Here is an 18,861-nt window from a genome sequence, read left to right on the forward strand (position 1 = left end):
CATGTCACAGATCGCTCTTCAATATGAAGCCCTTGAACGGACCCCGATCAGCGAGGCACCGTTCAGACATGTGGTCGTTCCGAACTTCGTGCGCGAAGAGGACCTCCAGACACTCATCAATCTGATGCCGGAGATGAAGTCCGGCGGGTCGTTCCCGCCAGAGGGCCTCAGGCTGCATCCGACCGTCAGGGCTCTGACGAAGGAACTGCAGGGGCCGAAACTCAAGAAAATCGTGGCGCAGAAATTCGGCCTGAATGTCGAGGACGCGCCGAGCATGCTGACCCTGCGCGGTCGCACGCGCGAAAAGGACGGTCGCATTCATTGCGACTCAGAAGCCAAGCTGGTGACGATCCTGCTTTATCTGAACCCCGAGAGCGCGGCATGGTCGGCTCAGGAAGGCTGCCTGCGTCTGCTCAACGGCCCCGACAATCTGGAAGATTACGATGTCGAGGTAAAACCTGCTCACGGTACGCTTGTGATTTTCCCCAACGGTCCCAAAACCTGGCACGGCCATCGTCAGTATGTTGGTCCGCGCTATACTATCCAGCTGAATTACATGGCCACGAATAATAAGGCGCGCTATGAACTGCGCCGTCATCGGCTATCGGCGTTGTTCAAGCGTCTGTCCTTTGCCCGCTGAGGCGGGTAACGGATCGGCACGGTGACGATCGAATTCTGACGGCTCAAATTCTGACTGGCAAACTCTGACCAGTAAACTCTGACTGGGGTAATGTGATAATGGGATACCGCGTTGCGGTCGTGGGCGCGACTGGTGCTGTGGGTCGTGAACTCCTGCGCATTCTTGCCGAGCGAGATTTTCCTGTATCCGAAGTGGCGGCGCTGGCTTCTGCCCGCTCAACCGGGCAGGACGTGTCCTTCGGTGACAAGAAGGTCCTTAAAATCCAGAACCTCGAAACGTTCGACTTCACGGGTTGGGATATTGCCCTGTTCTCGCCGGGCGCTTCGGTTTCTGCCGTTCATGCCCCACGCGCTGCGGCGGCCGGGTGTATCGTGATCGACAATACCTCGCATTTCCGCATGGAGCCGGATGTGCCTCTGGTCGTGCCGGAGGTGAACGCCAATGCGCTCAAGAAAATGAAGCGCAACATCATCGCCAACCCAAACTGCTCGACGGCACAGATGGTGGTGGCGCTCAAGCCGCTGCACGATCTGTTCACCATCAAGCGCATCGTCGTTTCCACCTATCAGGCGGTTTCCGGCGCGGGCAAGGATGGCATGGATGAGCTGTTTGCCCAGTGCAAGGGCAGCTTTGTGGGCGATCCGCCGACCATTGCCCAGTTCACCAAGCAGATTGCGTTCAACGTGATCCCCCATATCGACAGCTTCCTGCCTGACGGGTCGACCAAGGAAGAATGGAAGATGGCGGTCGAGACGCGCAAGATTCTCGATCCCGATATCAAGGTCGCAGCGACCTGCGTGCGTGTGCCCGTCTTTATCGGTCATTCCGAAGCCATCAATATCGAATGCGAAGAGCCTGTCGATCTGGCGCGCGCGCGCGAGGCGCTGCGCGAGGCCGATGGCGTGATCCTGCGCGACGAGCGCGATGATGGCGGCTATGTCACGCCTATCGAATGCGTGGGTGAGGATGCGACCTATGTCTCGCGTCTGCGTATCGACGAATCGGTTGAGAACGGCCTGGCGCTCTGGTGCGTGTCCGATAATCTGCGCAAGGGGGCAGCGCTCAACGCCGTACAGATCGCCGAGGCGCTGATTGCGCTCGATCTGATCAAGCCAAAGGCCTGATTTGACTATTCTGGCATTACATTAATGTCATTATTGAGGATTTGGCATTGCGTGGGCGTCGCGTAGTGCCAAACTTCCGCCAAGGGCGGATGCAGGATCGTACTGCAAGGGCCTGAACGGAGTTGACGATGCCTGTTATCGACACCCTTATTGCCGGTCTGTTTGCTCTGGGTGCGCTCGGCGTGCTCCGTATGGCACCCACGCCCAAGCCGGTGCCCGTGCGCGTCAAACGGAAACCCACCGCACACTGAGCGGTTTTCAGTCTCTCCAGAACCAGAAGATCGATAGAGAGACATGGCGTTCATCGACAAGACCCCAGCAACTTCCGTGCCTCCCGGCGGCAAGACCGGCGTTCTGATCGCCAATCTCGGCACGCCGGACGGGACGGATTATTTCTCGGTGCGACGTTATCTTGGCGAGTTCCTGTCGGACCGTCGCGTCATCGAGGCTCCGCCCGCAATCTGGCAGCCCATCCTGCAAGGTGTCGTGCTCACGACCCGCCCGTCGAAAAGTGGCGAAGCCTATGCAAGGATCTGGGATCGCGTGGAAGATGCGAGCCCCTTGCGTGTCTACACGCGGGCGCAGGCCGAGAAGCTGGCAGCCCGTCTCGGGTCGTCCGTGCCTGTTGCATGGGGCATGCGTTACGGCAAACCGTCGATCAGGCAGGCTGTCGAAGAGCTGATGGATCAGGGATGCGATCGCATCATCTATCTTTCGCTTTACCCCCAGTACAGTGCAACGACCACAGCCACAGCGAACGATCAGCTGTTTCGTACGCTCATGAAACTGCGCCGTCAGCCTGCTGTCATGACCGTCCCCGCTTTTCCTGATCATCCGGCCTATATTGCCGGTCTGGAAAAAAGCGTGCGCGATCATCTGGCGAGCCTGAGCTGGAAGCCGCAGCGCATTGTCGCGTCCTTTCATGGTCTGCCGAAAATCTGCGTCGACAAGGGGGATTACTATCCCGACGATTGCGAACGCACGATCGTGGCCCTGCGCAAGGCGCTCGAACTGACCGATGCGCAGATGCCCATCACCTACCAGTCCCGCTTCGGGCCCATGGAATGGATACAGCCCTATACGGCGCCCTTCGTTAAGGCCCTTCCTGAGCAGGGTATTACGCGCATTGCCGTCATCATGCCCGGCTTTATCAGCGATTGCATCGAGACCCTCGATGAGATCGGCCATGAACTGCGTGATGAGTTCATAGAGGCAGGTGGCGAGGAACTGACGCTTGTTCCGTGTCTGAACGATACGCCCATGGCTGTCGATCTGATCGAGGCGCTCGTGCGTGAGGCCTGCCCGCCGTCATGGGCGAAGGAGAGCGGTCTCGCATCCTGAAGGCAGGAGCGGCCGGGATAGCCTTTAAATCCCGGTCGGACCATGACGCGTGATCTTGTTTTGTTCTGTTTTCTGGTGGCATAAGAGGCCATGTCTGAACCGACAGGACATTCTTCGGCGCGTCGCATCATCCATATCGATATGGATGCCTTCTATGCATCGGTCGAGCAGCGCGATGCGCCCGAACTGCGTGGACGGCCTGTTGCCGTTGGGCGTGGTGAAGGGCGCGGTGTCGTTGCTGCCGCAAGTTACGAAGCGAGGCGTTTCGGTGTGCGTTCGGCCATGCCATCGCGTACCGCCTTGCGGCAATGTCCCGATCTGATGTTCGTACCGCCGCGTTTCGATGTCTATCGTGCCGTGTCGCGCCAGATCCATGAGATTTTTGCCCGTTATACAAGTCTGATCCAGCCTCTCTCTCTCGACGAAGCTTATCTCGACGTCACACAGAGCTACCGCACTCACGGGTCGGCCACACAGATCGCGCAGATGATCCGGGCATCGATTGCAGAAGAAACCGGACTGACGGCCTCTGCTGGCATTTCCTATAATCGCTTTCTGGCCAAACTCGCTTCCGATCATCGCAAGCCCAACGGGCAATTCGTGATCACGCCGGCCATGGGCCCTGATTTTGCGGCATCTCTGCGCGTGGAGCAGTTCCACGGGATCGGTCCGGCCACACGTGCCAGAATGAACCGGCTTGGCATATTCACGGGGGCCGATCTGCGCACGATCCCTATCGAGGTCCTGGCGCGTCATTTCGGCAAGGCCGCAGGGTTTTACGCCTCGATCGCGCGCGGAATCGACGAACGTCCCGTGGTGCCGGACCGTGTACGCAAATCGATCGGAACAGAAACCACGTTCGAGACCGATCTGACCGACCTGACAGATGCACGCGCGATTTTGCATACGCTGTGCGAAAAACTCTGGCGGCAATGTGCGGCCCAGACCCTGACGGGGCGGACCGTCGTGCTCAAGCTGAAATATGCCGATTTCCAGATCGTAACCCGTACGCGCTCCGGATCGGCCCCGTTCGCAACCATGGACGCCATGCGGTCGCAGGCAGGCAATCTGCTCGACAGCCTGTTCCCGTTCGAGCGGGCCATCCGGCTCATGGGTGTCACACTTACGGGGCTTGTGAACGATGAAGAAGAAAAAACCGCACAATTGACACTTTTTGGTGAGTCAGCCTGCTGACTTTCCGTATGCTGCGGCGTTCAGGGAGTCCATCGCTCTCCAGTGGAAGGATCTGCCGCCATGAATTCAGTTTTTTCCACCTCATCGTTATGGCTCGGTGCCGCCGTTTCCGTTCTCATCTGTGCACTTGGCGCAGCATAAACGCGAAAAACAGGCCAAAAACCTGTTCTGGCGGGGTGACAGCACGGGTGCGGGCTGGCAAATCTGACCCTCTGGGTACTGCATGATAGATTGGGGATGACGTGATGACTGCCGGGCAGGCGAAGGCGAAGAGATCGCCTCTTGGACTTATCCTGCCAGTCGTATCGCTCAATCTCATCATCTATATCGTCATCGGCCTGCCGATGGCGGTGATCCCGATCTTCGTGCACAAGGTCCTGCACTGCAACACGATCATCGCTGGCTTTGCGGTGTCGCTGCAGTATTTCGCGACCTTCGCCTCACGCGCCTCGGCGGGGGAACGCATCGATACACGAGGCCCGAAACCTATCGCGGTGCGTGGCCTCGCACTCGGTATTTTCTCCGGCCTGATGCTGCTGGCATCCGGTATCAGTGCCGCATTCATTCCGCTCGCGCTGGTCTGTCTTTTCGTCAGCCGCCTGGCGCTGGGCTGGGCCGAAAGCTGGACATCGACATCGGCGATCGTCTGGAACATCAGGCGCGCAGGTGCGGCCAATACGGCTCAGGTCATTTCGTGGAACGGTATCACGTCCTATGGCGGTATCGCGCTGGGAGCCACGATAGGCGAGCAGCTTTCCCATCTCGGCGGCGGGTGGGGCGGTCTCGTCACGCTCGGTATCGTCTCGACGATCCTGCCCGCCCTCGGAACGTTTCTGGCTGCGCGTTACCCTGCCGTCGAACCGGTCAAATATGACGCGCCCGCCATGCCTTTTGCCAAGGTATTCCGCCTTATCCTGCCCTATGGCTGTGCGCTCGCTGCGGGGTCGGTCGGGTTCGGCGCCATATCTTCGTGTCTCGCGCTCTATTTCGCGTCCAAGCACTGGCCGGATGCAGCGCAGGCCCTTGCCGTGTTCGGTATCGTGTTCGTTATCGTACGTTTCGTTTTTGCGCGTCAGATCGGGCGTATCGGCGGGGTAAACGTTACCCTGATCTCTCTGGCGGTCGAAACGCTGGGTCTTCTGATTCTCGCCTTCCTGCCTTCTGCCGAAGCTGCAACGCTCGGCGCCGCCGTGACGGGGGCGGGCTTCTCGCTGGTTTTCCCGGCTCTCGGCGTGCTGGCCGTCGACAGGGCAGGGGCCGAAAACCGCGGTGCGGCACTGGGCGCCTTCTCGGTTTTTCTCGACCTTGCCATCGGTATCTCGGGCCCGCTTCTCGGTCTCGTCATTCATTCGGCAGGGTATATGGCCCTGTTCATCTTCACGGCTTGCGTTACATTCCTCGGTATTCTCCAGGTGTTCAGGTTGAAGCACGCAGCCAGAACCTGAACACAGCCGAAGTCTGAAACAGATCGAAGGACAGTACTGAAATGACAATCGCTGCCGCCGCGGTATTCTGCGGCTCGCGCCACGGTAACGTACACGCTTTCGGTGAGGCTGCCCGCGCCATGGGCAAAGGTCTGGCAGAGCGCGATATTCATCTCGTCTATGGCGGCGGCGCGGTAGGACTTATGGGCGTGGTCGCCTCGGCCGCGCTTGAGGCGGGGGGCAAGGTAACCGGTATCATTCCGACCTTCCTGCACGATCGCGAGGTGATGAACGAGCAGGTGACCGATCTGATCGTCACGGACTCGATGCATGAGCGCAAGCGTCTGATGTTTGCCCAGGCCGACGCTTTTCTGGTTCTGCCGGGCGGCCTCGGGACGTTCGACGAGCTGATGGAGATCATGACATGGCGCCAGCTCTCCCTGCATGACAAACCGATCCTGATCGTCAATGTGGCCAACTGGGCCGTGCATGTCATTGCCGCCCTCGAAGCCGCTATCGAACAGGGGCTTGCCGACCCGTCGGCAAGCCGCCTTTACCAGGTGGTGCCCGATGTCGATACGGCGCTGGAAGTTCTGGGCCAGACCGCCAGAGTAGAAGAAAACGCACAAACCGACCGACTTTGACCGAGTTTGATCGTCTGCCCCCCTTGCAGAGCCGGTCAACTGGCAGTATAGCCCCATCCATCGGTTCGGAGTGTAGCTCAGCCTGGTAGAGCACTGTGTTCGGGACGCAGGGGCCGGAGGTTCGAATCCTCTCACTCCGACCAGATAAAGCCCCCCAAGGGGGGCAACTTTCCCGGAAAATCTATTGAGTTTTTCTCGTCCTGCGAGACCGTCGGGGTCTCGTGGCGTGGGTTTTCTGCGGCGCGATACGCTCTGCCGTTTCGCGCGATGAAGAATAGCCTGTCGGATGAAACTGCCTTAGGATTCCCCTTCCGGGACGATCCTGTCGCCGGATTTCGACAGCTTTTTCCGGAGCGGGAGGCGATGAATCAACGATCTCCATCGGCCCCGTACCGGTGATCCACGATCCTGACATTCCATCGCCTTCCTGCGTGTCGCATGGGCATGACGCGGCCCAGCAGGATCAGTCGGGTTCTGATGGCTTGAAAAACAAACGTACGACGCTGTGTTTCGGCCTCGGTGCGGTATTGCTCTGTCTGGTGGTGCTCGCCAGCCTGATCTGCGGGCGCTACCCCATATCCCTGTCTCAGCTGACGCAGGCCTGTCTCGGTCAGGGACCCGATGAAATCCGCGTAGTGCTGCTTCAGGCGCGTTTGCCGCGTATTCTGGCGGCTGTGCTTGTGGGATCGGCGCTTTCCATGTCGGGCGGAGCCTTTCAGGCCGTGTTCCGCAACCCGCTCGTATCGCCCGATCTGCTTGGCGTGCTGAGCGGTGCCGCTTTCGGGGCGGCGGGGGCGCTTCTTGTCCATGCCGGTTCTTTGCTTCTCGGAATCGCCCCTGTGCTCGGTGGATGCTCTGCCGTGGCGCTGGGATTTGCGATCGCCCGTCTGGTCGGGACGCAAGGGGTTCTGCCTTTGCTTCTGGGGGGGCTGATCAGCAGTGCCCTGTTCACCGCGCTTTTGTCCCTGCTCAAATATCTGGCCGATCCGTTCGATCAGCTTCCAGCAATTATCTACTGGCTTCTTGGCAGTCTGGCCCAGACGCAATGGAGCACGCTTGCTCTGCTGTCTCCCCTGATGCTGCTCGCCATGGCGGGATTATGGGGCAGTGGGCGCGTGCTCGATACGCTCGCCCTGAGCGATGACGAGGCGCATAGTTTGGGTCTGCCTGTCGGGATGCTGCGCGCGGCTGTCCTGGTCCTGGCTACGACATTGAGCGCCCTGACCGTCTCGCTCGCCGGCATCATAGGCTGGGTTGGGTTGATCATGCCCCATATCGCGCGCCTCCTTATCGGGCCGAATCATCGTCTGATGCTGCCTTTTGCCGGGATGCTGGGCGCCAGCTGCCTCGTTCTTGCCGATACTGCGGCGCGTAGCCTGTCCCCGTCGGAAATTCCCCTTGGCATGATGACCGAGCTTTTCGGGGCCTTGGGCTTTATTCTCGTGCTCAGGCAATTGCGTCGCGAAGGGCGGCTCTAACAGGTGAGACTCACAATCGAGCGGCTGACTTTTTCCCGCAGCGGCAGGGCTGTTCTGCAGGATATCGCCCTGACCGGCGAATCAGGACAGATGCTTTGCCTCATGGGGAGCAACGGCGCAGGAAAGACCACGCTGCTGCGGCTCCTTCTGGGGCTCTTACGCCCCGACAAGGGCCGTATCCTGCTCGATGGGGACGATCTGCATCGTCTCGGGCGCAGGGCGCATGCGCGCCTCATGGCTTATGTGCCGCAGCGTCACGACCTGCCTCCGCCCTATGGTGTTGCCGAGATCGTCCGGCTGGGGCGCCTGCCTCATACGGGTCTGACAGGGGGCCTGTCACCGGAGGATGAAAAAGCCGTTGCGCAGGCCATGACCCAGCTCGACCTTTCAGCCCTGCAACACAGGCCCTGCACGTCCTTGTCGGGTGGGGAATACCAGCGTGTCCTGCTGGCGCGTGCCCTGGCACAGGATACGCCTGTTCTCGTGCTGGATGAGCCGCTTGCGGGGCTCGATTACGGGCATCAGCTCAGGCTCATGCGACTTCTATCGGACCTCGTTAAAAAGGGGCGTCTGGTCGTGATGACAGCGCATCAACCCGATCTTGTTTATCGTCATGCCTCACAGGTCGTTCTGTTGCAGGCGGGGCGTATTCTCGCTCAGGGCACGCCGTCGGCGGTGCTGGACGCCTCAAGGCTCAGCGCCTTTTATGGCGTATCGCTGGATCAGTACGATCACGGACCGGCCCGTTTCTTTGCGGGGGGAGAAGACTGGACATGAACAGGGCACGCTGGATGAAACGGGTTCTTCCGGGCTGTCTGGTGCTGTCCGCTCTCTGCCTCTGGGCGCCGCTGCGGGCATCTGCCGCGCCCGGGCGTATCGTGGATGGATGGTACGCGCATAACGCCACCCTCATTATGCTGGGTGCCTCGGACAGGATCGTCGGCACAGTCGTTTCGCCAGCGCGCTTTGCCTGGATGTACTGCGTTGCTCCCTCGCTCCATCATGCGAAGCTTTTCGGTAGCATGACACTCAATGCCGAGGCTGTTCTGGCCCTGCATCCCGATCTCGTCTTCGTCACGCGCGAGTCCGGTGTGGCTTCTGCGCTCGACACCCTTGGACTGAACGCGGTCCCTGTAGGCTTTACCGATTTCGATGGCCTGCTGACGACAATCGACCGCACAGCCTTTCTTCTCGATACGCAGGAAGCGAAACAGCAGGCGTCACGCTATCGCACGGCACTGACATCGCTGATCCGGGCGCGTCCTGCCGGGCAGGGAGCGCTGAAAAGAGTGCTGCATATTGCCACGCTCACCCCTCTGACCGTGGATGGCGATAACAGTATCGTCGATGAGTGGATACTCGATGCGGGCGGGGTCAATGCGGCCATCGGTATTCATGGGAACAAGCGCCCTGTCGCGCTTGAACAGATCCTGAGCTGGCAGCCCGATATCATCGTTCTGGGGGCCGATGCCGGAGACCCGGATCGGATGATGGACCATGCCCTTTGGTCGCGTCTGTCCGCCGTGCAGCAGAACCATGTTTTTCGCAATCCCGCGGGCGTTTTCAACTGGGATCGCTACAGCCCCGAACTGCTGCTTCAGATCGTCTGGGCCCGCCAGCTGATCGGGACAGGAACAGTCGACCCTACGGCCATGATCGACCGGATAACGGATTTCTACCGTGTGTTCTATCGCAGCAGGATCGACAGGCGAGGGGCCGAAGCTATCCTTGATGCAGCTGCGCCACCGGCTGGATCCTGTCCGGTGGACTCTGCCTCAGGCGTGACCGATCACGTTGGACAGTGACAGCGGATCGATATTGATGGTGGCAAGAGCCTTGCGCCATTTGACCATCTGATCGCTGCCGAAAATCAGATCGTCCGTCGCCGGTGCGCTGAGCCAGGCATTCTGCTGGATCATTTCGTCCTCAAGCTGCCCCGGCTCCCATGAGGCATGGCCAAGAGCGAGCAGGGCATGGCGCGGGCCTTTGCCATTGGCAATCTCGTGCAGAATGTCGAGGCTGGCCGTCAGGCAGTTCTCGTTATTGATCACGAGACTGTCCTCACGGCGCCACTCTGCCGAATGGAGGACGAAGCCGCGTGTCGGCTCAAGTGGGCCGCCCATGCACAGATTGATGCGACGGCGTGGCGGTGAGGGGGTGATGTCGAGCTGATCGAACAACGTTTCAAGCGTGGGATGAGAGGCCCGTTTGTTAACGATCAGCCCCATGGCTCCATCCTGACGCGAATGGGCACAGACATAGACGACGCTGCGTGCAAAATCCGAATCGCCAAGCATCGGGCTCGAAATGAGCAGGCGACCCGTCATCGTGTCTTCTGTGGGCGTTGTGAAATCTGAAGCCATGGCTGAAAATGTCGGCGATCGGGGGGTGTTTTGCAAGTCTGCCCCGTATGAGCCTCTGGCATGGGCCGTCGGCAGGAAACGGAAGCGACAGGCGCAACCATGGGCATGCTGACCCGTCTGGACCATGATGGCACAGGGCCTGTCCTGTAATCCCGACTGGTCCCCCAACTGGAGAAAGAACGATGGCAATTATCTTGGTGACTGGCGCGACGGCCGGATTCGGTCAGGCCATTGCGAGGCGCCTCGTCAAGGAGGGGCATCGTGTGATCGGTACAGGCCGACGGGCCGAGCGTCTTGAGGCACTCCGGCAAGAGCTTGGCGATGGCTTTCTGCCGCAGGTGCTGGACGTGACCGATGCGCAGAAGGTGAAGGCCCTGCCCGCTGCCCTGCCTTCTGACTGGCGTCAGGTCGATGTGGTCATCAATAATGCCGGTCTGGCACTGGGTGTGGGCAAGGCACAGAATGCCGATCTCGCAGACTGGAAAACGATGATTGACACGAATGTGACCGGTGTTGTCGACGTCACACGCGCGTTCCTTCCGCAAATGGTCGAGCGCAACCACGGATACATCATCACCCTGGGCAGTATTGCCGGAACCTATCCCTATGTCGGGGGCAATGTTTACGGAGCGACCAAGGCTTTCGTTGCCCAGTTCATGCGCAACCTGCGCACCGATCTGCTGGGGACCCGTATCCGTGCCAGCACGATCGAACCCGGACTATGCGGTGGCAGCGAGTTCAGCAATGTCCGCCTGCGCGACAACCACAAGGCTGCCGATGTCTACAAGGGCACCGATCCGCTGACGCCGGAGGATATTGCCGAGACCGTTTCATGGCTTCTGAGCCTTCCGCCCCATGTCAATGTCAATGCCATCGAGATGATGCCTGTCTGTCAGGCCGCCGGTGGGCTCGCAGTGGATAGAAAAAGTGACTGAAATCACTCTGGGCAAGGCCCGTAAACTCCCCGGTCAGTATCTCATCAGGGACGGGCGCGATTTCGAGCTGAAATCCATCAGACCACAGGATCATGGCGGGTTTCACAAGAAGCATGCGGAGGCCTGGATTGCCAGACGGCGTGCCCATCTGGGTGCTCTGCAGGAGCGACTGGCTGCCGAGCACCGCTATTCGATGCTTGTCGTGCTTCAGGGTATGGACGGTGCCGGCAAGGATAGCCTGATCCAGCATGTCATGACTGGCATGAACCCGCAGGGCACGAAGGTCGTCTCGTTCAAGCAGCCGAATAACATCGAATCGGCTCATGATTATCTGTGGCGCGTGCATATGGCCGTGCCGGCACGCGGGCAGGTCGGGGTGTTCAACCGCAGCCATTACGAAGATGTTCTGGTCGCACGCGTTCATGCCGACAAGCTCGATACCAATGGCATGCAGGGCGATCCCAACAAGCCCGAGTTCTGGGACAACCGCCTGAAGGACATACGCGACTTCGAGTCCTATCTCGGCCGGCAGGGGATCCATATTCTCAAGGTGATGCTGCACATGTCGCCCGATCGCCAGAAAGAGCGTCTTCTGCGCCGTCTGCGTCGACCGGACAAAAGATGGAAATTCGACGAAAGCGATCTGACGGAGCGTCAGTTCTGGCCAGCCTATTCCAAGGCCTATGAGGAGGCAATCCGGGCTACGGCGACGGAACATGCGCCTTGGCTGGTCGTTCCCTCGAACAGGAAATGGTACGCGCGTCTGGTGGTCATGGAGGCGCTGATCGCAAGGCTCGAAAGCCTGAGTCCTGAGCCGCCACCGCCTTCGCCCGAGATAATGGCCAATATCGACCGGATCGAAGCCAAACTCGAGGCGAGCCAGATACCGGACTAGACCGGGTTTGCCGGCTTGCTGCCCAGCGTTCTGGCATAGCAACTGCACAGAGAGACCCGACAGGGCTTTGAGGGCTTTGTCGGGTGGATCTGGAGATTGAGAGAAATATCGTTCTCCTGTTTCGCAGGAGAACGTCCGGTCAATGTGCGGTGCGACGGGCGGTCTTGATCTGTTCGCGCAGTTCGTCGGCCGAGATAGCGCCGGGAATGATGGCGCTGGTGCCGAAAACGAAGGTCGGCGTGCCGTCGAGCCCGATCAGACGGGCCTCGGCAAGGTTCTCGTTGATCTGAGCTGCCACACCGGGTGTGTGCATATCGGTTACGAGTTTATCCGCATTCAGGCCATTGGCCGTGGCAAGCTGGCGGATACGGTCGAGTGTCGGGGGCGCTGTATCCTGCATCAGGGCACGCTTCATTTTCTCGTAGCCGCCCTGGAGAGCTGCCGCGAAAATAGCCTGTGTATCGAGCACGCTCTTCTCGCTCAGCACCGGCACAATCTTTTCCACAAGGCGCAGCTTCGGATCGGACTTCAGCAGGGCATCCACGAGGGGGACCATGCTGCGGCAATAACCGCAGCGCGGGTCGAGAAACTCGACGATGGTCAGATCGCCCTGCGGGTTGCCACGCACTGTATAGTCCGGTCCCTTCTGCAGGCGTTCACGATCGGACCGGACATGGGTCAGGGCATCGCCAGCGGCTTTCTGCTGTGCGCCCTGACGCAGGGCGACAATGGCGTCGCTGAGAATGCTGGGATCGTTCTTGAGGGCGTCGCGCATGATCGAGACGATCTCGGCCCGCTGCTCCGGGCTGAAAGACGCACCGGTAGCGGGCTGCCCAGAAGCAGGCGCAGCAATGACGGGGGCGACAGTCGATGCGGTCATGCCGAGGGCGAGAAAAGCGCCGGCAAGCCGTGCGCGGGTCGGGCGGGTCATGATGACGGTCCTGCAAAGCGGGAAAAGAGAGGTCTCTGCATAGGGCAGAGCGTGCGATTTCGCAAAACCGCAGGGACGCTGGCAGGTTGCCCATCGCCCGGATCACGGTTAGATGCGTTAACGAACCCAATTTCCAGACAGTTGCCTCTTCGGCCCTGAAGATATCCAGCTCTGTCCGGATCAGTAGAGAGAAGGCTTGCCGGGTCATGGAGACACCGCACGTGGCGCATCGTCGGACGAACGCCCCCCGTTGCCCTGCAGGGCGTATTGCGCGCAAGGCAGGTTTGCGGTCGGCCTGCGTTCTGACAGCGGGCGTCCTGCTGGCCGGGTGCAGCGATGTCTCGCATATCGGCCACAGCCTGTTCGGCAAGACCACACCGATCGTCACCGGTTATATCGGCACGGTGGTAGCCGATGAGCCGCGCGCGGCACTGATCGGGCGCGATGTGCTGGTTCATGGCGGCAATGCGGCCGATGCGGCTGCTGCGGTCGGCATGGCCCTTTCTGTCACTCTGCCCTCGCGTGCCTCGCTCGGCGGCGGCGGGGCCTGTCTGGTAACCCGTGCAAACGAGACGCCACAGGCCTTCACCTTCCTTCCGGCTTCGGCACCGGCCGCTCCTGCGACGCGTCAGGCTGCGTTGCCCATGACGCCGCGCGGCCTCTTCACCATGCAGCTGCGCTACGGCACGGTCGAGTTTGCCGATCTGCTCAGCCCGTCCGTGCGTCTGGCGCGAAGCGGCACCACGGTCAGCCGTGTACTTGCGGGCGATATTGCCGCCGTCCAGACGGCGCTTTTTGCAGACGATGCCGCTCATACGGTGTTCAGCCGTCCCGATGGTACGCCCCTGCAGAACGGCGATGCGCTGGTTCAGCCTCAGCTCGCAAGCTTTCTGGAGCGCATGACCAATCTTGGCGTGGGCGATCTCTATAACGGGGCGCTGGGCGCAATTTTCGTCGAAGGGGCCAACAAGGCTGGCGGGGGTCTTTCCACGTCCGCCATGCGCAAGGCCATGCCCTTGCAGCTCGCACCGCTCAAGCTCGAACAGGATGGTTATACCGCCTCGTTCCTGCCGCCGCCTGCCGATGGCGGCATCGGTGCTGCCGTGGCCTTCCGTTCCGGTGGCTCGGCACAGGGCGCTGTCGCGACATGGCGCAGCGAGGACAGGCACGGTCTGAGCAGCGAAGCCCTGCTGAGCGCGGCCCAGACCCTCGTCAATTCGGGCTCGACCTATAACGGCACCTTGCCCGCCCTGCCTGCCTCGACCTCTTTCGTCGTGACGGACGACAAGGGCGGCGCGGTGGCCTGCGCCCTGACGGATAACAACCTGTTCGGCACCGGGCGTATGGCTGACGGCACCGGTGTTCTGCTGGCGGCCGCCCCCGGTCGCTACCCGGCGCCTCTGCTGGCTGCGGCTATCCTGCAACGTCGTGGCACGCTGGTCGGCGCCATGGCGGCATCGGGACAGAACGATGCAGCCGATGCGGTTGCGCAGGCTGCGCGTGCCGCTCTTGTGGGAACGACCGTTCCGCATGAAGGGCAGGGCCGCGTGAATGCCTCGCTCTGCAAGGGTGGCGAATGCCATGGCGATACGGATCCGCGCGGCGGCGGGCTGTCAGTGGGCAGCATCAATAACTGACGTTTGCCGCTTGCCGGTAGAGCCTGTGAGCGGTCGCCGGCGGTGTCGCTGGAACCGGCTTCGGACAGCCCGGATTTCATCGATGGAAGTGATACGGATACCCCCTCGAAAGAGGGGGTATTTTTCGTTCCGGCCCTTGCGCACACCGTGGATGATCATGATATGTTCTCAAGAACAAAAGTGAACGATCAACACGAATCGCTCTCCCCCGATTGCTGTTCTCATGGAGTTCGGCAACACTGGCATGAGCGGAGGACAGGATATGAGCGTGGACAGGACGAAAGCACTCGAAGGTGCATTGAGCCAGATCGAACGGGCTTTCGGCAAAGGGTCGATCATGCGCATGGGGCAGCGCCCCAAGGAACAGGCCGACGTGATTTCCACGGGCTCTCTGGGGCTCGATATCGGTCTCGGTATCGGTGGTCTGCCGCGTGGTCGTATCATCGAGATTTACGGCCCTGAAAGCTCGGGCAAGACGACACTCGCCCTGCACGCCATTGCCGAAGCCCAGAAAAAGGGCGGCACCTGCGCCTTTATCGATGCGGAACACGCACTCGATCCCGGCTATGCGCGCAAGCTCGGCGTCGATGTCGACAACCTGCTGCTCAGCCAGCCCGATGCCGGCGAACAGGCGCTGGAAATTGCGGATACACTCGTGCGTTCGGGTGCCGTCGATGTGCTGGTAGTCGACTCCGTTGCCGCTCTCGTGCCGCGTGCGGAGCTTGAGGGCGATATGGGCGACAGCCATGTCGGTCTGCATGCCCGTCTAATGAGCCAGGCCCTGCGCAAGCTGACCGGTACGGTTTCGCGCTCGAACACGATGGTGATCTTCCTCAACCAGATCCGTATGAAGATCGGCGTGATGTTCGGCAATCCCGAGACTACGACCGGCGGTAACGCGCTGAAATTCTATGCATCGGTCCGTCTGGACATCCGCCGTATCGGCTCGATCAAGGATCGTGACGAGGTGGTCGGCAACCAGACCCGCGTGAAGGTGGTCAAGAACAAGATGGCCCCGCCTTTCCGTCAGGTCGAATTCGACATCATGTATGGCGAGGGAATCAGCAAGGTCGGTGAGCTGATCGATCTGGGTGTCAAGGCGAACATCGTCGAGAAATCCGGCGCCTGGTTCTCGTATGACAGCACCCGTGTCGGTCAGGGTCGTGAGAACGCCAAGCAGTTCCTGCGCGACCATCCCGAAATGGCCGCAGATATCGAGCGTCGTATTCGTGAACAGGCCGGTGTCGTGGCCGAGGCTCTGATGACCTCCCCCGGCGAGCAGGAAGAAGACGATATCGAGGCCTGAGCCTCATCGTTGCGGGGTGGCTTCGAACCGCCCCGCATCCTGACAACGAGACGTTTTACGATCCGGGTTGAAAAGGGTCAGTTTCTTTCCCGGGATTGAGGTACGGGGCAAGGAGCGGCGCTCCATGCCACATGTTCTTCCCCGTCCGTCTGACGACGCAGACTCCCATGCGTTCCTTATTGGACCTGGTTGGCGTTTTGCGCATTTGTCGGATCGCCTGCCGGCCAGTAGGCCGCAGCCAGCTCGTTCTGGCAGGCTTCGATCTGATCCTGAATCCAGTGCATGAATTCATGCAGACCGCGAATGATGATGTCTTCGGCAGTCTGATCCTCGACCGTTGCGCGTAGCTCTGACAGGCGTTCCTGCACTGCCGAGCTCTGCTTTCTCAGATTGTAATGGCTGGAAAGCGCACCGAGCACGGAATCGGCATGGCGCAGGTTGAGGGCAAGAGAGCGGGGGAACCCCTCGTTCTTGAGCAGGAATCCGACGACATTGGCCGGTGTGGTGGTGACTGGTTTGAGGCGGCGAAAGGCGTGATAGGCCGCCGCAGATCGCAGAACGGCCGCCCATTGCGTCATGTCTATTTCAGACCCGACCTCTGCCGCATCGGGCAGAAGCGTGTGATAGCGCGTATCGATCAGGCGGGTAATCTGATCGCTGCGCTCAAGATGACGGCCCAGCAGATAGAACAGCCAGGCCTGATCGCGATAAAGCGTCCCTTCCGTGACACCTGCATGAGACTGGCACTCCTGCTTGATACGGTTACACAGGGCGGAAAGCCCGGTCTGTCGTATGTCGCTGTCGTTGAGATCGAGCATCCAGCGGGTGAAGACGTTCAGATGCATCCACATTTCCGTGGAAATCAGGGGACGCGCCGAGCGGGCATTGTCGCGCACGAAATGCGCCATGGCCTTGATGGAGCTCGGATTGGCACAATCGGTGATATAAAAGCGCAGATAATCCTCTTCCTTCGCAGCAGGATAGAGGGCGCGAAACCGGGCCTCATCGCTGTTGATCTGCACGATCGAGTCCCAGACGGGGCGTCCATCCACACCGCGCACGAAGGCTTCGGTCACTTCGAGCACGCGTGCCAGATTCTCGATGCGCTCCATGTAGCGCGCAAGCCACATCATGTTCTCTGCGTAGCGCGACAGAAGCGTGTTCAGATCGGGCTGTATGCTTGCCATATGCGGGTTGAAGCGGCTCATGCGGACATCACCCACGTATCTTTCGACCCGCCACCCTGCGAGGAATTGACCACCAGAGACCCTTTGCGCAAGGCAACGCGGGACAGGCCGCCGGGCAGCACCCAGGTGGTTTTTCCGGTTACGGCAAAGGGGCGCAGATCGACATGGCGCCCTTCCACGCCGGCTGGACAGAGCGTGGGCACCACCGACAGATCGATGACAGGCTGGCTGATATAATTGGCGGGGTTTTCGATCAGCTTTTCGCGAAAGGCATCGAGTTCGCTCTCTGTGGCATGTGGCCCGATGATAAGACCGTACCCGCCCGAATCCCCGACCGGCTTCACGACCAGACTGGCAAGATTGTCCAGCGTAAAGGCCAGTCCCTCCGGCTCGCCGCAGATATGCGTTTCCACGCTGTCGAGTATGGGTTCCTCATTCAGGTAATAGCGTATGATACGCGGCATATAGGCGTAGACCGCCTTGTCATCGGCAACGCCCGTGCCGAGCGCATTGGCCAGGGTGACATTGCCCCGGCAATACGCCTCTACCAGACCCGGTACGCCAAGCAGGCTTTCCGGATTGAAAGCGAGCGGATCGAGAAAGGCATCGTCGATCCGTCGGTAGATCGAATGGACCGGGCGCAACCCGGCGACGGTGCGCATGAAAACATGATGGTTTTCGACCACCAGATCGCGTCCCTCGACCAGAGGTACGCCCATTTCACGCGCAAGAAACACATGTTCGAAATAGGCCGAGTTATAAATGCCCGGCGACAGCAGAACGACCTGAGGATCCGCGACGCCTTCAGGCGCTACGTCGCACAGCGCGCGATGGAGCTTTATGCCGTAATCCTCGACGGAACGGAGCGCGATGCCCGATGCCAGATCGGGCAGGAGGCGCAGCATCATGTGACGGTTTTCGATAACGTAGGAGACACCCGAAGGGGTGCGGGCATTATCTTCCAGAACCATAAAACGCCCGGAACGGTCACGAATGAGATCGGTGCCGTTGATATGCACATACACACCGCCCGGCACGTCCACGCCGATCATGGTCTTGCAGTAATTGGGGTTCTTCAGCACCAGATCGGCGGGGATAACGCCATCATCGAGGATCTTGCGGTCGTGGTAGATGTCCCACAGGAACAGGTTGATGGCCCTGACGCGCTGCTGAACGCCTTTCTCGACATGCTCCCATTCCTCTGCCGTCAGCAGGCGCGGGATCATGTCGAAGGGCAGGATACGGTCGATCGCCTCACGTTCGGTATAGACGGTAAAGGTAATCCCGAGACGCCAGAGCTGGTTCTCTGCATCGGTCGTCCTGTCACGAAGATCGGTCAGGGTCAGGTGGGCCAGACGTTCCTGCACCCTGAGCAGGGCTTCGGGCAGGGCGCTCCCGCGATTCATCAGCTCGCAGTAGAAAGGCGGCGTGTCATAGGTTGAGAAAATACCGGCTTCATGGATGGGCGAGGCGTCGAGCGCCATATGTCTCACCTTCTTGTTCGGGATTAACTGGTATATCCTGAGCCGAAACGTTACGGTTCAATATTAAACTATCAAAAAAGAGGCTTTGCCAAGGGATAAAAGAATGCCTGTCCTGTTCGCGGTCTGCGGATTATTGGCGTCAAACAGGAGAGACATGATTTGGTTGCGACGCCCACGGGAAATTGCCTTGTCTTCGGATCACGGGTTCATGAGAGACAGCATATCGGTGAGAGGTGGGGCACCGGCGGGAAACGGGGTATCGGGGCGATAAGGTTGGA

Annotated in this window: 18 protein-coding genes and 1 tRNA gene; 15 read left to right on the forward strand and 4 right to left on the reverse strand. The window is 60.1% G+C overall.

What is annotated here, in order from left to right:
* Position 1 precedes the first annotated feature (1 nt).
* From NF685_RS01965 to NF685_RS02010, 11 genes are all read left to right on the forward strand, one after another.
* Positions 2–640, forward strand: a complete 639-nt coding sequence (locus NF685_RS01965) for a 2OG-Fe(II) oxygenase family protein (protein WP_222546613.1) — start codon at positions 2–4, stop codon at positions 638–640.
* Between the two features lie 98 nt (positions 641–738).
* The gene (locus tag NF685_RS01970; protein WP_252848376.1) at positions 739–1,764 is read left to right on the forward strand and encodes an aspartate-semialdehyde dehydrogenase; all 1,026 of its coding nucleotides are present in this window, start codon (positions 739–741) and stop codon (positions 1,762–1,764) included.
* Between the two features lie 128 nt (positions 1,765–1,892).
* Complete coding sequence (locus NF685_RS14250; protein ID WP_264813727.1) at positions 1,893–2,015, forward strand: hypothetical protein; 123 nt, start codon at positions 1,893–1,895, stop codon at positions 2,013–2,015.
* Between the two features lie 43 nt (positions 2,016–2,058).
* Positions 2,059–3,105 (forward strand): ferrochelatase, encoded by a 1,047-nt coding sequence (gene hemH, locus NF685_RS01975; RefSeq protein ID WP_252848377.1) that lies wholly within the window; start codon positions 2,059–2,061, stop codon positions 3,103–3,105.
* 90 nt (positions 3,106–3,195) lie between these two features.
* Entirely contained in the window at positions 3,196–4,299 is a 1,104-nt protein-coding gene (gene dinB / locus NF685_RS01980; protein ID WP_252848378.1) for a DNA polymerase IV, read from the forward strand.
* Positions 4,300–4,544: 245 nt separating this feature from the next.
* On the forward strand, positions 4,545–5,744 hold the full coding sequence (locus tag NF685_RS01985) for an MFS transporter (protein WP_252848379.1): 1,200 nt from the start codon (positions 4,545–4,547) through the stop codon (positions 5,742–5,744).
* A gap of 41 nt (positions 5,745–5,785) precedes the next feature.
* The gene (locus NF685_RS01990) at positions 5,786–6,367 is read left to right on the forward strand and encodes an LOG family protein (protein ID WP_252848380.1); all 582 of its coding nucleotides are present in this window, start codon (positions 5,786–5,788) and stop codon (positions 6,365–6,367) included.
* Positions 6,368–6,433: 66 nt separating this feature from the next.
* Positions 6,434–6,510: transfer RNA gene (locus tag NF685_RS01995), tRNA-Pro, on the forward strand.
* Positions 6,511–6,849: 339 nt separating this feature from the next.
* A complete protein-coding gene (locus NF685_RS02000; protein WP_252848381.1) occupies positions 6,850–7,845 on the forward strand; it encodes a FecCD family ABC transporter permease in 996 nt (331 codons plus the stop codon).
* Positions 7,846–7,848: 3 nt separating this feature from the next.
* A complete protein-coding gene (locus tag NF685_RS02005; RefSeq protein ID WP_252848382.1) occupies positions 7,849–8,622 on the forward strand; it encodes an ABC transporter ATP-binding protein in 774 nt (257 codons plus the stop codon).
* Positions 8,623–8,636: 14 nt separating this feature from the next.
* Positions 8,637–9,650: an ABC transporter substrate-binding protein gene (locus NF685_RS02010; protein ID WP_252848383.1), complete on the forward strand. Its 1,014-nt coding sequence runs from the start codon at positions 8,637–8,639 to the stop codon at positions 9,648–9,650.
* On the opposite strand, the gene NF685_RS02015 is transcribed toward NF685_RS02010, so the two are convergent.
* Positions 9,621–10,172, reverse strand: coding sequence for a YqgE/AlgH family protein (locus NF685_RS02015; RefSeq protein ID WP_252848384.1), 552 nt, complete (start codon positions 10,170–10,172; stop codon positions 9,621–9,623). The two genes, NF685_RS02010 and NF685_RS02015, sit on opposite strands and share 30 nt — an antisense overlap.
* A 218-nt stretch (positions 10,173–10,390) precedes the next feature.
* Here NF685_RS02015 and NF685_RS02020 point away from each other — a divergent pair, with 218 nt between their 5' ends.
* Positions 10,391–11,143 carry an SDR family NAD(P)-dependent oxidoreductase gene (locus NF685_RS02020; RefSeq protein WP_252848385.1) on the forward strand — a complete coding sequence of 251 codons (753 nt, stop codon included), beginning with the start codon at positions 10,391–10,393 and terminating at the stop codon, positions 11,141–11,143.
* A complete protein-coding gene (locus NF685_RS02025) occupies positions 11,136–12,038 on the forward strand; it encodes a PPK2 family polyphosphate kinase (RefSeq protein WP_252848386.1) in 903 nt (300 codons plus the stop codon). Before NF685_RS02020 ends, NF685_RS02025 begins: the two co-directional genes overlap by 8 nt.
* 139 nt (positions 12,039–12,177) lie before the next feature.
* Here NF685_RS02025 and NF685_RS02030 read toward each other — a convergent pair whose 3' ends face one another.
* Positions 12,178–12,969 (reverse strand): DsbA family protein, encoded by a 792-nt coding sequence (locus tag NF685_RS02030; RefSeq protein ID WP_252848387.1) that lies wholly within the window; start codon positions 12,967–12,969, stop codon positions 12,178–12,180.
* 206 nt (positions 12,970–13,175) lie between these two features.
* Between NF685_RS02030 and NF685_RS02035 the strand changes: the two genes are divergently transcribed.
* Positions 13,176–14,606: a gamma-glutamyltransferase gene (locus tag NF685_RS02035; RefSeq protein WP_252848388.1), complete on the forward strand. Its 1,431-nt coding sequence runs from the start codon at positions 13,176–13,178 to the stop codon at positions 14,604–14,606.
* A 262-nt stretch (positions 14,607–14,868) separates the two neighbouring features.
* Entirely contained in the window at positions 14,869–15,912 is a 1,044-nt protein-coding gene (gene recA / locus NF685_RS02040; RefSeq protein ID WP_222546624.1) for a recombinase RecA, read from the forward strand.
* Positions 15,913–16,088: 176 nt separating this feature from the next.
* Here recA and NF685_RS02045 read toward each other — a convergent pair whose 3' ends face one another.
* Together NF685_RS02045 and NF685_RS02050 are read right to left on the reverse strand one after the other, a co-directional pair.
* Entirely contained in the window at positions 16,089–17,120 is a 1,032-nt protein-coding gene (locus tag NF685_RS02045) for an alpha-E domain-containing protein (protein ID WP_252848389.1), read from the reverse strand.
* A complete protein-coding gene (locus NF685_RS02050; protein ID WP_252848390.1) occupies positions 17,117–18,583 on the reverse strand; it encodes a circularly permuted type 2 ATP-grasp protein in 1,467 nt (488 codons plus the stop codon). Before NF685_RS02050 ends, NF685_RS02045 begins: the two co-directional genes overlap by 4 nt.
* Positions 18,584–18,861: the final 278 nt, after the last annotated feature.

Source organism: Asaia lannensis NBRC 102526 (assembly GCF_024054035.1).
In the GTDB taxonomy this organism is placed as follows: Bacteria; Pseudomonadota; Alphaproteobacteria; order Acetobacterales; family Acetobacteraceae; genus Asaia; species Asaia lannensis.